16 protein-coding genes and 1 pseudogene are annotated in these 17339 nt (G+C 42.0%); 3 read left to right on the forward strand and 14 right to left on the reverse strand.

The genetic code is table 11. The annotated features are described in order from the left end of the window. Window positions 1-59: 59 nt before the first annotated feature. Both G4V62_RS09225 and G4V62_RS21050 read right to left on the reverse strand, forming a co-directional pair. Entirely contained in the window at window positions 60-632 is a 573-nt protein-coding gene (locus G4V62_RS09225; protein WP_212508722.1) for a YkoP family protein, read from the reverse strand. A 152-nt stretch (window positions 633-784) separates the two neighbouring features. Beyond that, a pseudogene (locus G4V62_RS21050) lies at window positions 785-1920 on the reverse strand (MGDG synthase family glycosyltransferase). A gap of 122 nt (window positions 1921-2042) precedes the next feature. Between G4V62_RS21050 and G4V62_RS09235 the strand changes: the two are divergent. Continuing rightward, window positions 2043-2906, forward strand: a complete 864-nt coding sequence (locus tag G4V62_RS09235; protein ID WP_165201452.1) for a metallophosphoesterase — start codon at window positions 2043-2045, stop codon at window positions 2904-2906. Window positions 2907-3130: 224 nt separating this feature from the next. On the opposite strand, the gene rbsB is transcribed toward G4V62_RS09235, so the two are convergent. From rbsB to G4V62_RS09295, 12 genes are all read right to left on the reverse strand, one after another. Continuing rightward, window positions 3131-4066 carry a ribose ABC transporter substrate-binding protein RbsB gene (rbsB, locus tag G4V62_RS09240; protein ID WP_165201454.1) on the reverse strand — a complete coding sequence of 312 codons (936 nt, stop codon included), beginning with the start codon at window positions 4064-4066 and terminating at the stop codon, window positions 3131-3133. Between the two features lie 10 nt (window positions 4067-4076). After that, window positions 4077-5033 (reverse strand): ribose ABC transporter permease RbsC, encoded by a 957-nt coding sequence (gene rbsC / locus G4V62_RS09245; RefSeq protein ID WP_165201456.1) that lies wholly within the window; start codon window positions 5031-5033, stop codon window positions 4077-4079. Between the two features lie 4 nt (window positions 5034-5037). After that, window positions 5038-6516, reverse strand: coding sequence for a sugar ABC transporter ATP-binding protein (locus G4V62_RS09250; protein ID WP_165201458.1), 1479 nt, complete (start codon window positions 6514-6516; stop codon window positions 5038-5040). A gap of 14 nt (window positions 6517-6530) precedes the next feature. Next, on the reverse strand, window positions 6531-6917 hold the full coding sequence (rbsD, locus tag G4V62_RS09255) for a D-ribose pyranase (RefSeq protein ID WP_165201460.1): 387 nt from the start codon (window positions 6915-6917) through the stop codon (window positions 6531-6533). After that, window positions 6914-7804, reverse strand: a complete 891-nt coding sequence (rbsK, locus tag G4V62_RS09260; RefSeq protein WP_165201462.1) for a ribokinase — start codon at window positions 7802-7804, stop codon at window positions 6914-6916. The genes rbsD and rbsK overlap by 4 nt, the downstream gene beginning before the upstream one ends. Before the next feature lie 5 nt (window positions 7805-7809). After that, entirely contained in the window at window positions 7810-8787 is a 978-nt protein-coding gene (locus G4V62_RS09265; RefSeq protein ID WP_165201464.1) for a LacI family DNA-binding transcriptional regulator, read from the reverse strand. Between the two features lie 302 nt (window positions 8788-9089). Beyond that, window positions 9090-10313 (reverse strand): DegT/DnrJ/EryC1/StrS family aminotransferase, encoded by a 1224-nt coding sequence (locus tag G4V62_RS09270; RefSeq protein WP_312855467.1) that lies wholly within the window; start codon window positions 10311-10313, stop codon window positions 9090-9092. Window positions 10314-10366: 53 nt separating this feature from the next. Beyond that, complete coding sequence (gene hisD / locus G4V62_RS09275; RefSeq protein ID WP_165201466.1) at window positions 10367-11632, reverse strand: histidinol dehydrogenase; 1266 nt, start codon at window positions 11630-11632, stop codon at window positions 10367-10369. Beyond that, window positions 11616-13118: an APC family permease gene (locus G4V62_RS09280; RefSeq protein ID WP_165201468.1), complete on the reverse strand. Its 1503-nt coding sequence runs from the start codon at window positions 13116-13118 to the stop codon at window positions 11616-11618. The genes hisD and G4V62_RS09280 overlap by 17 nt, the downstream gene beginning before the upstream one ends. Window positions 13119-13428: 310 nt before the next feature. Continuing rightward, on the reverse strand, window positions 13429-14655 hold the full coding sequence (locus tag G4V62_RS09285; protein ID WP_165201470.1) for a threonine synthase: 1227 nt from the start codon (window positions 14653-14655) through the stop codon (window positions 13429-13431). Window positions 14656-14711: 56 nt separating this feature from the next. After that, on the reverse strand, window positions 14712-15086 hold the full coding sequence (locus G4V62_RS09290; protein ID WP_165201472.1) for a Rid family detoxifying hydrolase: 375 nt from the start codon (window positions 15084-15086) through the stop codon (window positions 14712-14714). Beyond that, window positions 15080-15748 (reverse strand): helix-turn-helix transcriptional regulator, encoded by a 669-nt coding sequence (locus G4V62_RS09295; protein ID WP_246218364.1) that lies wholly within the window; start codon window positions 15746-15748, stop codon window positions 15080-15082. Before G4V62_RS09295 ends, G4V62_RS09290 begins: the two co-directional genes overlap by 7 nt. A gap of 124 nt (window positions 15749-15872) precedes the next feature. Between G4V62_RS09295 and G4V62_RS09300 the strand changes: the two genes are divergently transcribed. Both G4V62_RS09300 and G4V62_RS09305 read left to right on the forward strand, forming a co-directional pair. After that, window positions 15873-16229: an SLC13 family permease gene (locus G4V62_RS09300; protein WP_312855472.1), complete on the forward strand. Its 357-nt coding sequence runs from the start codon at window positions 15873-15875 to the stop codon at window positions 16227-16229. Between the two features lie 170 nt (window positions 16230-16399). After that, window positions 16400-17311: an aminoglycoside phosphotransferase family protein gene (locus G4V62_RS09305; RefSeq protein ID WP_165201478.1), complete on the forward strand. Its 912-nt coding sequence runs from the start codon at window positions 16400-16402 to the stop codon at window positions 17309-17311. Window positions 17312-17339: the final 28 nt, after the last annotated feature.

Raw genomic sequence — 17339 nt, forward strand, 5'->3', positions numbered from 1 at the left:
CAGAGCCACTTCTGTTATTACAGCCTCAGCAGCATCTTTGGCTACTACAAGTGCTATCCCTAGTCGGCAGTTGTACCGTATTTATCGAACAAATTGGCTTTCGACATAAATAAGTACTTTGGCGAAGGGGCATTTTTCCCAAGCACATAGGGGTTCGTTGTGGAAAGTAAATAAATAGGATACAGAGCTAATTGTTTAAATGATTTATAAATGCGGCTTGTTATTGAATACGACTCAAAACCTAATCGTTCGCAGCCTTTATTCAAGAGGGTAATGCCAATAATACCTTTAATTTCATGGGCATTTTTATGCTGTCGTATATAGCTAGCAAGAAGTGGTAATGAATCCTGGACTTTTTTATAAAGAATCATTGCTCTTCTTAACTCATTATTCATTCCGCTGAGCTCATGCAACACTTGAGCGTTGTGCAGATGTATCTTAATCAACACATCATTTTTTCTAAAAACAGTGCCATCAGTTAAAGTAATATCCTGCCCTTTATAACAAGTCAGCCTGACTCGAAAAATTGACGATTGCATTTTTGTATCTTTCAGAAGCTGCAATCGTGTACATGAATAATATAGTGGGTCCATCAATTTCCATAATGTTATCAAATAAACTTTTATTCTCATGCTAATCCTCCTATAACTTAAACCAATAATGAAGAAGACGTTCTGAAATACAATTTTATTTTGGATTAGTCAATCCAAAAATAATGATGGTAATTATAGGAGGATGTTTTGCCGACACCAAATGTGCCCCTTCTAGCTCTACACTTTGCTTGTTATCCACTGCCAAAGATGACCCGCTGAATAAAATCAACAGGTCGCTCTTTTGCAAGTGTTTGATGATACTGAGAAATGGACCGGTCATAACTGTCAATCCATTGACTTTTGCTTTCATAAAAGTCATTGAAGTATTCATCTATAGAACAACATTGTTTTTTCCATTGGTTAAATTCGTAAATAAGCCCAAGTTTTTTCAGCTGCTGAAGGTTGATAACTTCTTGACCTGGCAAAGCATGATAAATAAAGATAGGCTTCCTTTTATATAAACTTTCACTAATGGTGACGCCTCCAGGCTTTGTAATAATTCCATCGATTTGATCGTAGAGCTGATTCATTTCGTCTTTGCAGGCGATATACTGTAATGGAACAACATTAGCCTGATTTAAAGCTTTTAATTTACGATAGAGCTCTTCATTTTTCCGCATAATACGAAAAAGTTACTTAAAGATTGTGCCCTAATTTTTGCAATGAAGTCTTCAATAGCACCAACCCCTAAACTGCCACCAGTGATTAATAGCGATAGCGCTTGTTTATTCGCAAATTGACGTTTACTTTGCTTTTTGAAGCTTGGGTGGATCGGAATTCCGGTATTAACAATTTGCTGCTCTTGTACCTCCTGTTGCATTAAAAACTCCTTCATTTGCTGCGAAGGCGTAAAATGGAAATCAATGTGTTTGCCTCCCCATAATTCATGAATAAAATAATCTGTATAAATATTAATAACCGGTGTCTGTACTTCATGATTCTCTTTTAGTCGATTCATCAAATAGGAAGGAAGTGCATGGGTACATACGACCAGATCAGGTCTCTGCTCGCGCAACAGTTTTCTCATAAAGGGCAGAAACAATAGCTCATACAGACGGTACCGCTTAGAAAAACCATCTTTCTGATACACACTTTTGCGATAAATCCAGTTATACGATCGCGGGATGGCTTGTATCCATTTCAAATAGGTCAACGAGGTCAATGCTTCCAACTTTCCGTAACTGTAAGAAAGAATATCGATTTTGTTACACCTTACGTCTGGGTGTTTCTCAGCTAGTTCTGCAATGAGAGCATCCGCCACTTGATGATGTCCAGAAGGTATTTGTAAAAAAGGAAGAAATAAGATGCTTTTTTGTTGTGTCATCATAAACCCCTCTAATGGTGTAGAAATAACGTTAGTATTTGGCAATATCTGCGATGTATTCATTCAATTACCATCATTTTTCAAGTTTTTGTCCTGTATAATTGAATCTTGGAAGGGGGTTTTTTATGTTTTATATCCTATTTTCAATCATCACGATTCCGCTTTTATATCTGTTTACCAAATCGTATATAAATACGCATGATGTTGTGATAAATAAGATCAATATAAATGCAGACGGATCAAATCAACCTGGAACGCTTGTAAACATCCTCCAGCTCTCAGATTTACACCTTGAGAATATCTCAATCACACCTGAGCAGCTTTATCATAAGCTGAAAGATCAACCTATCGATTTAATTGCGCTGACCGGCGACTTCCTTGATCGAAAACGGACCATCCCTCAACTGATCCCTTATTTACATGTTCTAAAACGACTCGACGCCAAATATGGCATGTACGCTGTCCTTGGAAATCATGACTACGTTTTAAAAGATGAAAACTTAAAAAAATTAATCCATACGCTTGAGAGCAACAATTGCAACGTTTTGCGTAATCAGCACGAAACTATTTCTGTTCATGGGCAACGGTTAAACATTATCGGCGTGGATGACTTCAGCACAAAGCGAAGCGAATTGGACATCGCTTATAAAGATTTGAAGCCTGCCACAAACCTAGTGCTGACGCACGACCCAAATATTGTGCTTCATATGAAGAATTATCATTTTGACTATCTTTTATCCGGTCATTTTCATGGTGGGCAAATCTGTTATCCAAAGGCTTATCACCTTGCAACTATGGGGAAGCTAGCGAAAATGAATATCATTAAAGGACTTCATAAACACGATGGAAAGCCTTTTTATATCAACGAAGGCCTTGGCCAAACAGGAATGAATATTCGGTTAGGCAGTCGTCCAGAAATCACCATCCATCAATTAGCTATGAAAACAGTGGATCAAACGTTAATGAAGGCAAACGAATATGTTGTATAAAAAGATTCCTTTAAATAGAGGAGTCTCTTTTTTAATGCCGTCGTTAAAGCTCTACTGCGATACTCTTCTGTTAAGGAAATTTAATCAATTAGGAGGGTGCAAGCGAAGGCGCGAATAAAATACTTCGTTCATGAGAGGACGAGCAAGGCAACGAGCGACGGATGAATGTGTTTGGCAACAGGCTGAAGGCTCCACCATGACGTCGTGGAGCCTTCACAATCCTTCTATTCCGTACCTGTGGCTGACCCTTCTGTGACCAACTTCAAAGGCACAGGCATGCTCGTCTCGACTTCTTCCCCTTGCAATACATCTATACCTGCCTGAACAGCGAGCTTACCGATTTCTTCTGGCTGCTGGGCAACGGTTGCAGAAAGGTTTCCTTCCTTGATGCTGTTTAGTGCATCTTCATTTCCATCAAAGCCAACGACGAGGATATCTCGTCCGGAACTCATAATGGCTTCATAAGCTCCTAGCGCCATCTCGTCGTTATGAGCAAAGACGGCTTTGACCTCAGGATTCCCTTGCAGAATGTTCTCCATTGTTGTTAATCCTTCAGAACGGTCAAAGTTGGCAGTTTGTTTGGCGACGACATCGAGCTGCTCATCAGCGATATTGTGAAAGCCGGCACCTCGTTCACGTGTCGCCGATGCACCGGGGACACCTTCCAACTCAGCAACTTTAGCTCCCTCTCCAAGCTGTTCAACAATATAGTTTGCGGCCATTTCTCCACCTTTTTCATTATCAGAGCTTACCAATGTTGCCACCTCACCTTTTTCCGCCGATCGGTCGAGGGTAATCACTGGGATACCGAGACTATTGGCGGACTGAACCGCAGTCGAGATCGCTGAAGAATCGGTCGGGTTGATCAGAAGCGCATCGACACCTTGTTGAATTAAATCTTCCACATCATTAATTTGTTTAGCAGCATCATTTTGCGCATCGACAACGACGACTTCCATTCCTTGTGCAGCTGCTTCCTTTTCCACGCCATCCCTTAATGACACGAAAAATGGGTTATTTAACGTTGAAACCGACAAGCCAAACTTGATGTCTCCTGAATCATGATCCACGCTCGATTTCGCCCACTCTGGTGGCTGTAACGAGCAAGCGCCAAGGAATACGAGAAACAAGCTCATGAATGGTACGAATATTTTTCTCATCATCATCCTCCTATGCTGCTTTCTTTCGATCAATTAGAACGGCGACTAGAATGACAGCGCCCTTGACGACCATTTGGAAAAAGGATGACACGCCAAGTAAGTTCAAGCCATTGTTCAGCGTTCCGATAATTAAAGCACCAATCAGTGTACCGACAATTAAGCCACGTCCACCCGACAAGCTTGTGCCACCAAGCACAACCGCCGCAATTGCATCAAGCTCATAAGATGTTCCTGCTGTAGGCTGGGCAGAATTCAAACGAGAGGTCAAAATGGCCCCTGCTAGAGCTGAAAGTAGACCAGCAAGTGAGTACACCAGCACTTTAATCCGTGACACTTTTATCCCAGAAATGAGGGCTGCCTTTTCATTTCCCCCGATCGCATACGTTTTACGTCCAAATGGGGTTTTGTGCAAAATGACCCAAAGAACAGCAAAAGCAAGGATCATTGTCATTGCTGGGACGGGGATGCCTAGAAAATAACCTCTGCCGAATAGTTGAAAGGCGTAGCTGTCTCCTAACCCGGTAATTGGGTTTCCATCGGTATAATACAGGGTCAATCCTCGGTACATCGTCATCGTTGCAAGTGTAACGATAAAAGGCGCCATCTTTCCTTTTGTAATAAACAGTCCATTGATCGCCCCTAATATGGCCCCAATCAAACACCCGATGAGAATCGCTAAGATCGGGTCAATTCCTGAAGTCATCATCCCTGCCATTAACGCGCTCGATAAGGCAAGTGTGGAGCCAACAGATAGATCAATTCCGCCGGTGAGAATCACAAATGTCATCCCATAAGCAATGAGGGCATTGATGGCGACTTGCCGTAAAAGATTTAATAAGTTCAAGGGCTCAAGGAAACTGGGGTTAATGACAGATACCGTCGTAATGAGAACGAGCAATCCGACGAGTGGTCCTAGCTTCTGTAACAAACTTCCTACATGGTTCGTGCTTTTCGTTGCATTAATCATTCACTTAACCTCCTGTTGCCAATGTCATTATTTTTTCTTGTGTCGCTTCTTCCTTTGACAGTTCTCCTGCAATCGTCCCTTCATGAACAACGATGATTCGGTCACTCATGCCTAAGATTTCCGGAAGCTCTGAAGACACCATAATGATCGCGACCCCACGTTCCGTCAATTCATTCATCAATTGATATATTTCGCGCTTCGCTCCGACATCGACACCTCGGGTCGGTTCGTCAAGAATAAGTACTTTCGGACCGATGCCGATCCATTTAGCAATGACGACCTTTTGCTGATTTCCCCCCGATAGATTTTTTGCTTCTGTGGACGCTGATTCTGTTTTAATCGTCAGTCGTTTTATGAGCAGATCAACGAATTCCTGCTCATCTTTTTCTTTGATGAACGTCTGTTTCGTAAAACTGTGCAAGCTCGGCAGCGCAATATTATCTTTAATTGAAAAATCGAGTACGAGCCCTTCATCTTTTCGATCCTCCGTAATAAAGCCTAGCCCCATTTGCACAGCCTGGCTTGGGTTTTTCATCGTCACTTTTGTGCCGTTGACGAGAATGTCGCCCTCATACTTCCCGTCAAGACCAAAAATCGTGCGCATGATTTCCGTCCGACCAGCGCCCATCAGCCCTGATACACCAACCATTTCTCCTGAACGAACGCTAAAGCTTACATTCTCGAAGACGCCTTTACGAGACAGGTTCTTGACCTCAAGCATCGTGTCGCCCAATGAAGTCTCGCGTGCAGGAAAGCGATCGGTAAGCTCTCTTCCAACCATTTTTTGAACGACGTCATTAAAGCTCGTCTTAGCAATTGGTGTTGTATCTACCGTGCGACCATCTCGCATCACGGTAATCGTGTCGCAAATTGTAAAGATTTCTTCCATACGGTGGGAAATATAGACGATGGATACGCAAGACTTTTTCAAAGAACGGATCACTTCAAATAGCGTAGCGATTTCCCTATCTGTTAACGCCGCTGTCGGCTCGTCCATAATAATGACCTTTGCCTCTGTCATTAACGCTTTGGCGATTTCGATCATTTGCTGCTCTCCGACTGAACATTGTCCAGCCTCTTTATTTAAAGGAATGGAAATGGACAGTTTTTCAAATTGCTCAGCGGCAATCCTTTTCATTTTCTTCGTATGAATGAGACCAAAATGTGTAACCGGTTCCTTATTAATGAATAGGTTCTCCAATACGGTCAATTCCGGCCAAACATTTAATTCTTGATGGATAAAAGCTACACCGAAATCTTCGGCATGCTTCGGGTCGGTAAATGTTGTTTCTTTGCCATCAATCTGAATCGTCCCTTGGTCTTTTTTATGAAGCCCTGTAAGAATATTCATTAACGTCGATTTACCGGCCCCATTCTCACCCATCAAGGCATGGACTTCTCCATCTTTAATGTGAATGTCGACACCTTCCAGCACTTTATTTTTCCCAAAGGCTTTATGAATGTTTTCCATCCGGATTTGCATTTATCTCACCCCTTTTAAAAAGTGACGCCAGCGTGAAGAATACAATTCGCATACGGTGTGACCTCGCCTGTACGTATCACCGCTTTCGCGTGCTTCAGTTGTGCTTTTAATGCTTCATGTGAGACGTACTCTAAGTCACCAAAAAGCTGTCTAAGCCCTTGATGCATCATGATGTTCACCTCAACCTCTGTTGCGGCGGTGACCCTTTCAACGACCAACTCTTCTTTAAGCAGGCTAACGACATCGAGAAACGATGGTACACCCTTGCGTAATGACAAATCGATCTTTTGCACTTGGGCTGGAATGGGCAGTCCAGCATCGGCAACAACAATTGAATCGGTATGCCCTATATCTGCAAGGACTTTTGCAATATGACTATTTAATAGACCATGTCGTTTCATTCTGCTAGCCTCTTTTCCACTTCGGCTCTTGTCGGCATCCCGCCTTGAGCACCAAATCCAGTGACTGATATGGAAGCAGCACGATTAGCAAAACGAAGACTCTCTTTAATGTCTTTTCCTTCAGAAATCGCTGTCCCAAAAGCGGCATTGAATGTATCGCCCGCTCCGGTTGTGTCAACGACATTTGTGGAGTATGTTGGCACAACAATCTCCTCATGCCCATCATTAAATCTAACACCTGATGCTCCTTCTGTAATAAACAGTTTATTCGCGTACTTTTCTAACACCTTTGATTTTGGCAGTCCACCAAACAGTATGCTTGCCTCGTGTTCATTCGGTGTTAAATAAGCTGCCTGCTCAACAACCGTATGTGGAATTTCTCTAGCAGGGGCTGGGTTTAATAGCAACGGCACGCCAATCGTAGTGCAGAGTCGAGACGTTTCTATGATTGTTTCTTCCGGCACTTCTTGCTGCATCATAACGAGGTCGCATTCCTGCAACAGTGGCAGTGATGCTTTCACATAATCAGTAGTAACCTCATCATTAGCCCCTTTAACGACGACAATACTATTGTCACCTTCCGCCAAAATAATATATGCGATGCCACTTTTTTTGTGTGTAACGGGTTCCACATATTCTGTATGGACGCCTTCTGTTTGCAGATTACGAACGATCTCTTCACCGTAAGCATCAGCACCGACGCGTCCAATCATATAAACGTCAGCCCCTAGTCTTGAGGCTGCGACAGCTTGGTTGGCTCCTTTACCGCCTGGCACTGTCTCGAAGGATTCTCCGAGAACAGTCTCTCCAATGTGCGGATGTCTTGCTGCTGTGACAACTAAATCCATTGAAGCACTGCCAATGACAGCTATTTTTGGTTTTTTCATGACCTTCACTTCTTTCGCGTTGTATTTCTTTCGACGAGCTCCACTGGCATTTGTATCTTGCATTCAATGTGTTGCTCTTTTTTAATCAACTTTATTAGTAATTGAGCTGCTTGCCGCCCCATGTCATATGCCGGCTGTCTAATTGTAGACAGCGTCGGGTAAGACAAACCGCTTTGTGGTATATCATCATAACCGATAATTTGCACATCCTCTGGAATCTGCTTACCGATTTTCAAGGCTTCATGTATGATGGCAATGCCAACGATATCATTGCTGGCGATGACGCCATCTGTATCGGGAAATTGTTCAAATAATTCTTTTGCCCACCCTAATGCCTCTTCAAAAGAATAAGACGTCGTCGATAAGACAGAAAAGTCAATGTCAGCATGACTTAATTCCTCTATCGCTCCTTGAAAACGATCCTGTGCAGGCCTCACATGCGCGGGACCTTTCATCAGGGTGATTCTTTTGGCGCCCTTCTCGATCAGCGTTCTCGCCGCTAACCGACCACCTTCCCTCCCATCCGAGTAGACGGCCGGATAATCTTCCGATATACGGTCCAACAAAACGAGCGGAAGCTTTAATTCATTATAGATTTGATCGTCAAGGTGATTTGTTGCTGATATGATGCCCGTGACATTATTTTGGACAAATGTTTGGATATATTCCATTTCCTTTTCAACATTTTCGTCACTGTTTCCGAGTAAAAGCCGAAAACCAGCACGACTAAGCTCATCCTCCACACCTCTGGCAAGTTGCGGAAAAAAAGGGTTCGTAATATCAGGTAAAAGCAATCCGATCAGCCGTGATTTCCTTTTATAAAGCGATCGTGCGACTTCGTTCGGGCTGTAATTTAATTTCTCAATAGCAGCCATCACTTTTTTTCTCGTATCGACGCCAACATATCCGTTGTCATTTAACGCACGTGACACAGTAGCCACAGAAACGCCTGCTTCACGCGCGACATCTTTAATCGTCACCATTACTTTCACTCCTACTGCTGTGTAACCGGTTACAGAAAATGTACCATATGATTGCTATCGTTTGCAAGTATTATTCAATAGATCATTGTTTTCTTTTTTTGGAAGAGAACGTAGTCAAATGGCAAAAGGCGCTTGATCACACGCCTTTCATCATCATTATGATCAAAAAAGCACAACAAAAGATCTTCCGAAAATGCCGTTCGAAAAGACCCTTTGTATGCTTTAAGTTTTCTTATCTACATATTATACCTAGCGCTCAAAAAGTGGCGTACTGTTAACAGATATGATTCCTTCGGTTTATATCATGTAGAGGAAATAACGTCGTCTGTCACCTGCTTAATGACGAGACATAGCGTTTTACAGTCCTCTAGTGTAAATGTGAGCGGCACTCTGAAATCGCACATAAAATTCAGGAGCTCAGCGGTTTTCGGTAAAGGGTCTGTTTCACCGAGGTATTCCCAGCTTTCAAACCTACTCGTAAACCCTTTCGGCTCACGACTGCCAAACCATTTTATTTCCACACCACGCTTGGCACAGCTTTCGATAAAATGTTCAACTTTAGCGGCTGTCGTGTTAGTCAGCGTAAATTGAAACGATGAACCGACATACTTCTCCCTTTCATCCCGTCTTGGGACTCGAATATGCGGTACGTTACTTAGCTCTTGCTCAATCAATTGATAGCGCTCATTCCATCGTTTACATTGATTGTCCAATTGTGGAAGTTGGGAACGGATTAAAGCTGCTACTAAGTTTGACATACGTAGGCTTAAATTTGGTATCGCTTTTTTATACTTTTCAAACACATCTAATGAAGGCCTGGCCAGATGCTGTTCATAAAGCATATAAGAGCCGGAATACAAAATGGCCTTGGCAGCGACATCTTCATCGTCTGTAATGAGCAGCCCGCCTTCACCTGAATTAATATGTTTGTACGTTTGCGTAGAGAAGCAGCCTACTTTTCCAAAAGTACCAGTAAACTGATTTCCCCATTTGGCTCCCATTGTATGCGCACAATCTTCTATCAGTGTCATATTAAAACGATGACAAATATCTAGCACACGGTCCATATTCACAATATGGCCACGCATATGGGATAACAGAAAATACTTTGCACCAGAAGCTTCTGCCTTCCTTTCAAGGTCATCCAAGTCTGTCAAATAGTCTTCGTCAATTTCAACGAAAACAGGTGTTGCTTCTGCATTTTTGATCGCTCCTGGCACTGGGGCAAGTGTAAAAGCATTACAGAGTATTTGATCACCTGGCATAACGCCTACGCTTTTGAGGGCAACATAGATAGAGCTTCCGCAGGATGCAAACCCAGCACAAAACTTTGCACCTACGTAATCCGCAAAGTCTTTTTCCAGAAGGCTAGCTTCAGCCATTTCATTTCCTAACGTATTATAGCGGTGTAGACGTCCGGACTGCAGAATGTCCAGCGCACGCTTGATTCCTGCTTGTGGGATTGGCTCTTGCTGTGTAAATTCTTTATCAAACACGATCTCAGTTTCTCTCTTTTGCGTATTCACGAAATGTCCCTCCTCAAGATGAAGCGGCAAATAGTCTGATAACCGCTAGAAAATTAGAACTTTTTCGCTCTTAGTTCTGCTGTCACAGCGTGTGCAGACATCCCTTCAAAACGACATTGGTTCGCAATTGTCGGCGCCATTTTTTTACTAGCTTCTCTTGTGCATTTCTGATATGTCACTGTTTTTAGAAACTTTCCAACCCATAAGCCACCGGTGTAACGTGCTGCTTTACCTGTTGGCAAAATATGATTCGTCCCAATGCCCTTATCCCCGTAAGTGACCGTCGTTTCTTCTCCGAGAAAAAGGGAGCCGTAATTTTTCATGTGGGCCAAATAATAATCAAGGTCAGCAGCTTGAATTTGTACATGTTCAATTGCATAATCATTTGCCACTTTAACTGCTTCTTCTTTGTCTTTCACTAAAATCACTTCACCGTTTCTCTCCCATGATGCCTGTGCCACTTCTGCTGTGTCTAAAGCTGCTACTTGTTTTTCCATTTCGTCTTGAACCTTTGTAACCAATGCTTCTGAGGTTGTAATAAATATAGTTATCGCCTGGTAATCGTGCTCACACTGCCCCCATATGTCAGCAGCAATGAGCTCAGGATCAGCGGACTCATCGGCAATAATGAGGTTTTCACTCGGACCAGCAATTTGATCAATTCCCACCGTACCGAATACTTGGCGCTTCGCTTCGGCTACAAACACATTGCCCGGGCCAACAATAAAATCGACCGGTTGAATGCCTTCGATGCCATACGTCATGGTCCCGATCGCCTGAATACCCCCCAGAGAATAAATCTCATCAACCTCAGCCAAATACATCGCATATAGCACACCTGGATGAATGCCTTCACCATTTTGGGCCGGGGAACAAGCAATGACTCGCTCTACACCAGCTACTTTTGGAGGAATTGTACTCATTTGTACCGATGAGACAATGGGAAAGCGCCCACCTGGTACGTAAGCACCAACATTTTCAAGCGGAATGAGTTTCTGACCTAAGTGAACACCGGGCTGTATCTCCGTTTCAAACGCTGCCATACTTCCTAATTGGGCTTCGGCAAATGCACGTACTTGGTTTTGACAATACTGAGTATCTTGTTTAAATGTTTCTGGTAATGTCTTAATGGCATCATGAATTTCATCTTGAGAAACGCGAAAAGACTCCGGATTCCAACCATCGAATTTCTCAGACAATAACCTGACTGCTTTCTCACCATTTTCTTTAATATTTTGTAATTCGTCTCTTACAACTTCTCTCACACCTATGGTTGCTTGCTCCACTGCTTTCTTGCTTTCTTTAATATACCTTGCCATAAAAATCACCCTCTTGATTATAATGTCTAGACTTCTTCTGCTTTTTTATTTTGCATACTATTCCATTCAGCATTATTCTCAGGTGCTTCTTGACCAAGAATGTAATAATCCAAATCTTTTTTGCAATACTGTTATACTTACGACCGTTGAAGAGATAAAATAAAGCACCTAATAAAATCCAGATCACTAAAGCGATGAGAGATGGTGTAGCTAGAAAAGCGGGGGAATCAGGAATAAATAACAGCCCTAAAAATATTAAACTGACGAGCGTTCCAGCTAAGGAAAACACTTTTCGAGCAGGGCTTTCTTGCCACTTAAAAAATTTATAGGCAGATGCACAAGTATACGCATATGCTACGGCCACACCCGTTGCAGTCATATCAACAATCCATAACAAAGCTTGGCGTCCAAACCAAGGTGTAATAAAGCAAATCACACCTGCAGTCACGATACCGATATAAGGCGTTTTAAATTTCGGATGAATCTTCGTAAACATACTCGGTAAAATTCGCGCTCTCCCCATAGCAAGCAACATTCGACTGGAAGAAACGAGAAAACCATTAATTCCTGTAAAAATGCCCATACAAAGTGCGGTTGTTAAAATAAATAGTCCGACACTTCCGAACATATCAACGACAACGTCACCAGTACCCCAAACTGGTTGACCACTTGTTAATTGCTGCCAAGGTGCACCCATAGCGGTCGTATAAACCATAATTGCGTAAACTGCCCCACCACTGGCAAGGCCAAAAATCATGAGCTTAAAAGCAATTTTCGCCGAAAAGTCAAATTCTTCTGATGCTTGGGCGATGTTATTAAAGCCGGAATATAAAAAGGGTGCGGTTGCGACAATGACTAAAATTGACGACAATGTTCCTATTTCCATATTAAATCCAGGCTGTAGGTTAGAAAAAGCTGTTTCAGGATGTAATGTCATAGCTATTCCGAGGAATAGTGCACCAAAAAACAATGCTGCACTAAAATAAAACTGCATCCTGCCAGTAATTTTAATCCCACGAACATTTGAATAGGTAAATGCAATCAGTGCAAGACCAGCCACAATAATTTGACTAAAATAGATATCCCACCCTGCAATCGTATACATGTACCCGATCTCTACTAAATCTGGGTAGAGAAATTTAAATAATACGATAATTGCCGACGCATTCAAGGCGACAGAAGTAACATAGGACAGCGTAACAAACCAGCCACAAATGTAAGCATTGATGCGCCCAAAGCCAAGATATGTAAAGACAAACTCCCCACCAGACACAGGAAATTTTTCTACGAGAAAACCATAGCTAACTGCGATGACCATGACTAGTAACGCACCAATCAATACTCCGAGGATGACGCCCATAGGTCCAGCCTCACGCATCCAGTCAGCAGGCAGCACGAATGCCCCCCAACCAATCGCAGAACCAAAAGCAATCGCCACGACCCAATGCGGCTTTAATGTTTTGGATAATTTCGTCCTGTTTTCCACTAAAGTACACCCCTTTTCTACACATGTTCTGCTCTTTTTTTCTATTAGCAGTACTTCTCATATCAATCACTTGCTAGAACAATGACGATATTCTAGCGAAGCTTGCCGGCTATCGAACAAATATAAATCGTAGAAACCGAGAAAAATTGATTGACCGGCCATTCGTGTGGTTAGAAATCAACAGAAAGCGCTTACATGCATTCAAGCTTTTTTGCTCTCTTCGGGTTGTTTCCGCTAAGTATAATCAAAGGTCATTTACTATAATAGCTTCCTCCGTCTACCATGGAGGATGCTATTATAGAGTGAGCCGTCACTTCACAGTCTCTTTGACAATCTTTTCATTGGGTTGTAATACTGGCGCATCTACTTCAATCGTATTAGGATATTTAATGCCAGCTCCTGTATTTAAGACGACGACTCTTTCATCTTGTTTAATCCAACCGTCTTCCCGAAGCTGCCGTGCAGCAGCGAATGTTGCAGCACCTTCTGGACAAACAAAAGCGCCCTCTGCAGAAGCAACAGCTTGTAATTCTTTTAACAACGCTTCATCGCTAACACGAATCGCACAACCGTTCGTTTGTTTAATCGCATCGAGAATTAGGAAATCACCTAAGGCCTTTGCTACATTAATTCCAAATGCTACGGTTTCAGCATCCTGCCACGGTTCGGCAGCTGATTTTCCTTCTTCCCATGCTTTGACGATCGGTGCGCAACCTTCTGCTTGAACAGCAACCAGTCTTGGCAGTTTATCTTGAGCAATCCAACCCAACGCTTGCAACTCTTGCAATGCTTTGTAAATGCCAATCAACCCGACACCGCCACCTGTTGGATAAAGAATCACATCCGGCACTTCCCAGCCAAATTGTTCCGCGATTTCAAGCCCCATTGTTTTCTTTCCTTCAATACGGTAAGGCTCTTTTAAGGTCGAAGCATCAAATAAATGATAATCTTTCACAGCTTGTCCGACGATTTTGCCAGCATCTCCAATCAATCCATCCACGAGATACAAAGTTGCTCCAGCTGCAGTACATTCTTTCCTTGTAATTTCAGGAGCATCAATAGGCATGACGATTGTTGAAGTGACTCCAGCTTGTGCACAATATAGTGACCACGCAGCACCAGCATTTCCGTTTGTCGGCATCGCTAGCTCTTTAACGCCTAATTCTTTCGCTTTAGATACACCAACTGCAGCTCCTCGAGATTTAAACGAGCCAGATGGGATTAATCCTTCATCCTTCATGTACAAATGAGGAATATTCATGTCTTGACCAATCGTCTTCATATGAAGTAACGGTGTCATCCCTTCACCTAACGTCACGACATTCTCTGCAGCTTGTACGGGAAGCAATTCATGATAACGCCATAAGTCTGCTTTTCTCGCCAGTAAATCTTGAGGCGTGAAGCTTTCTTTCAATTCATCCATTTTGTAAGCAACTAAAAGTGGTGCACCGCATTCACATAATTGATTTTGCTCTTGTACACTATACGTCTTTTCACACTTTGAACAATATAAATGAGATACATAACTAAAAGACATCGATAATCCTCTCCCTTTACTTAATAGCGCTTTCATTTACTCGCAAACGGCATTGTTTACCGCATGGCAATTGACTCAATTTCTATCATTGCATTTTTTGGTAGTTCTTTAACTCCCACCATGGCTCGCGCTGGCTGAGTTTCTCCAAAAAATGTGGCATACACATCATTCACTTGAGCAGCTTGTTCCAATGAAGTGACGAAAATTGTGTTTTTCACGACATTTTCTAAGGTCATGTCAGACGCATGCAAAATCGCTTGAATGTTTTTCAGAGATTGCTTTGCTTGCTCAACAATCTGATCGCTCATTTCATTCGTTTCAGGATCAATTGGCAACTGCCCTGAAATAAAAAGTAAATTTCTTTTCTCTACTGCCTGAGAATAAGCTCCAACGGCTGCGGGTGCTTCTTCGGTATGTACTGTTTTTAACATATCATCAACCTCCTAATTGTAGTGAAAATTTTCTTCAGACCTAATTTTTGCAAATAATTGTATATCGTATATTTAGATACACCTAATACACCTGCTAAATATTCTGTAGAACCTTTGATGAGAAAGGCGCCCTTCTGGTCGAGTTCCCTAATGACATCAACCTTTTCATCGGTCTCGAGTAACGTCGCTGTTTTATGATACTTCTTCAGCGCTTCCTGTGTCATATCTTCAATCACTTCATGGATCGTCGTGTAAAAGTTTTCTTTATTGTCTTTTTCATCTTTAAATGTAATAAAGTCTTGAATCTCACCTCCAATTTGAATTAATAAGCTGATATCAATATTGATACATAAAGCCCCTATGACCTTGTTGCTCTCATCTCGTAAAAATACGGTAGATGACTTCATGACCAACCCTTTTTTAGACACCGTTTTATAGTTGGCAAAATCATTGACTTGATCATCATCCGACTGTAATTCCTGCAGGACAAGATCAGTAATCGGCGAGCCAATTTCTCGGTCAGTAAGTATACCCGCTATGTGAATTAGGGAGCGTTCTAGATTGCTAAAATCGTGAATCGCCACTTCACATTTCGACCCTAACATCTCTACTAGAATGTCAGCGGTACGAATTGCCTGATTGAATATTAGTTCATGACTCATCTTCAAAAGCATTTCTCCTCTCTCATTCTAGTTTAATAATTCTATTAATTTTAAATAGAATAATAACAATTTATTATTTGAATTACAACAATTTTTTAATACTTCAAATTTTATTGCAACCACAATTTTATTACACGGACTAAGAAAAGACTTAGGAAAGATGTCTTACGAAGAAAAGCTTGTCCTCGCTGTTTCCTTATTCGCTGCATTGATGTGGATCACACGTTCGTTTATTTGGCAACACTTCATCCCCGGAATCAACGATACTGTCATTGCGATCGTCGCCGCTGCTCTCTTATTTCTACTTCCTTCTAAAAGTAAACAAGGTTCATTTCTATTAGATTGGAAATCGACAAAGGAGCTACCTTGGGGGACATTGTTACTCTTTGGCGGGGGCTTGGCGATTGCCGCAGGTTTCCGTGAAACAGGTCTAGCTACGTGGATGGGCGAGCAGTTAACCGTCTTAAAGAGGACGGTATAAGCTTTACCGTAGGCGTCTAGCATTTGCAGAGAATATAGGTTCCCTCTAAAAAGCCTTCTAAGGTCTGAGCTCGGCTATTTTACCGAGTTTAGACCTTTTCATGTTTCATTAATTCGTTTATGGTATAGAAACAAAAGGAATTTCTATATGAGGAGGCTGAAGCACTTTAGATGGATATTGTCAAAAAGCTGATAGAGCAATTACAAAATGATGACATTACTCATTATGAAAAGCTAACGAAAGGCTTTTCCACTTCGAGTAAATATATACTTTATGTGAAGGAAGGCACCGGCAAATACATCTTGAAAGTATATCCTAGTAAGCAACGAGAGCGGCGAAAAATGCAATTTGCTTTGTTACAACAGCATGTTTCGAATCACGTGTCCTGCCACAAACCAATCAAATTCGGATTTGATGACGAGCTCCAAATGTGTTATATCTTGCTGTCATATGTACGTGGTGAGAGCGGTGATCAATGGCTGCCAACAAAGCATATTGAGGAACAGTATCATTTAGGTGTGTCAGCAGGAAAAGAACTGAGGAAAATCCACCTCGTTGCCCCCACGCCTTCGTTCAATTGGTATCAAAAGCGAACCGCAAAGTACAAACATAAAGTAGCTCAGTGTAACAGCCTAAGACTAACATTTTATAAACAAGATTTTATCGAAAATTACATAGAAGAAAACATCCATTTGTTAAAAGACAGCCCGGTCACGTTTCAACATGACGATTTTCACCCACAAAATATCATCGTCCAAGCCGATGGGACAATCGCGGTGATCGATTTTGATTCCTTTGATTGGGGCGATCCATTTGAAGAATTTTTCAAATTGCCTAAGTATACCGTTTCCGTAAGCCCCCACTTTGCGAAAGGCCAAGTCGATGGCTATTTCGACTACAAAATTCCGCATTCATTTTGGCAAAAATACAATTTATTTGTCGCTTTAAATCAGCATGCAAGTCAACTCGGTGGCGCTCACGCGAATCACCTTACCTTTGTTCAAGAAAGAACCCGGCACATCATCGATACCCATGACTTTATTCATCACGGCATGCCACAGTGGTATAAGGAGCTCATTTGATTTTTTACATTTCTGATCGGTGTTCAGG

The organism is Litoribacterium kuwaitense (genome assembly GCF_011058155.1).
Lineage (GTDB): Bacteria > Bacillota > Bacilli > Bacillales > DSM-28697 > Litoribacterium > Litoribacterium kuwaitense.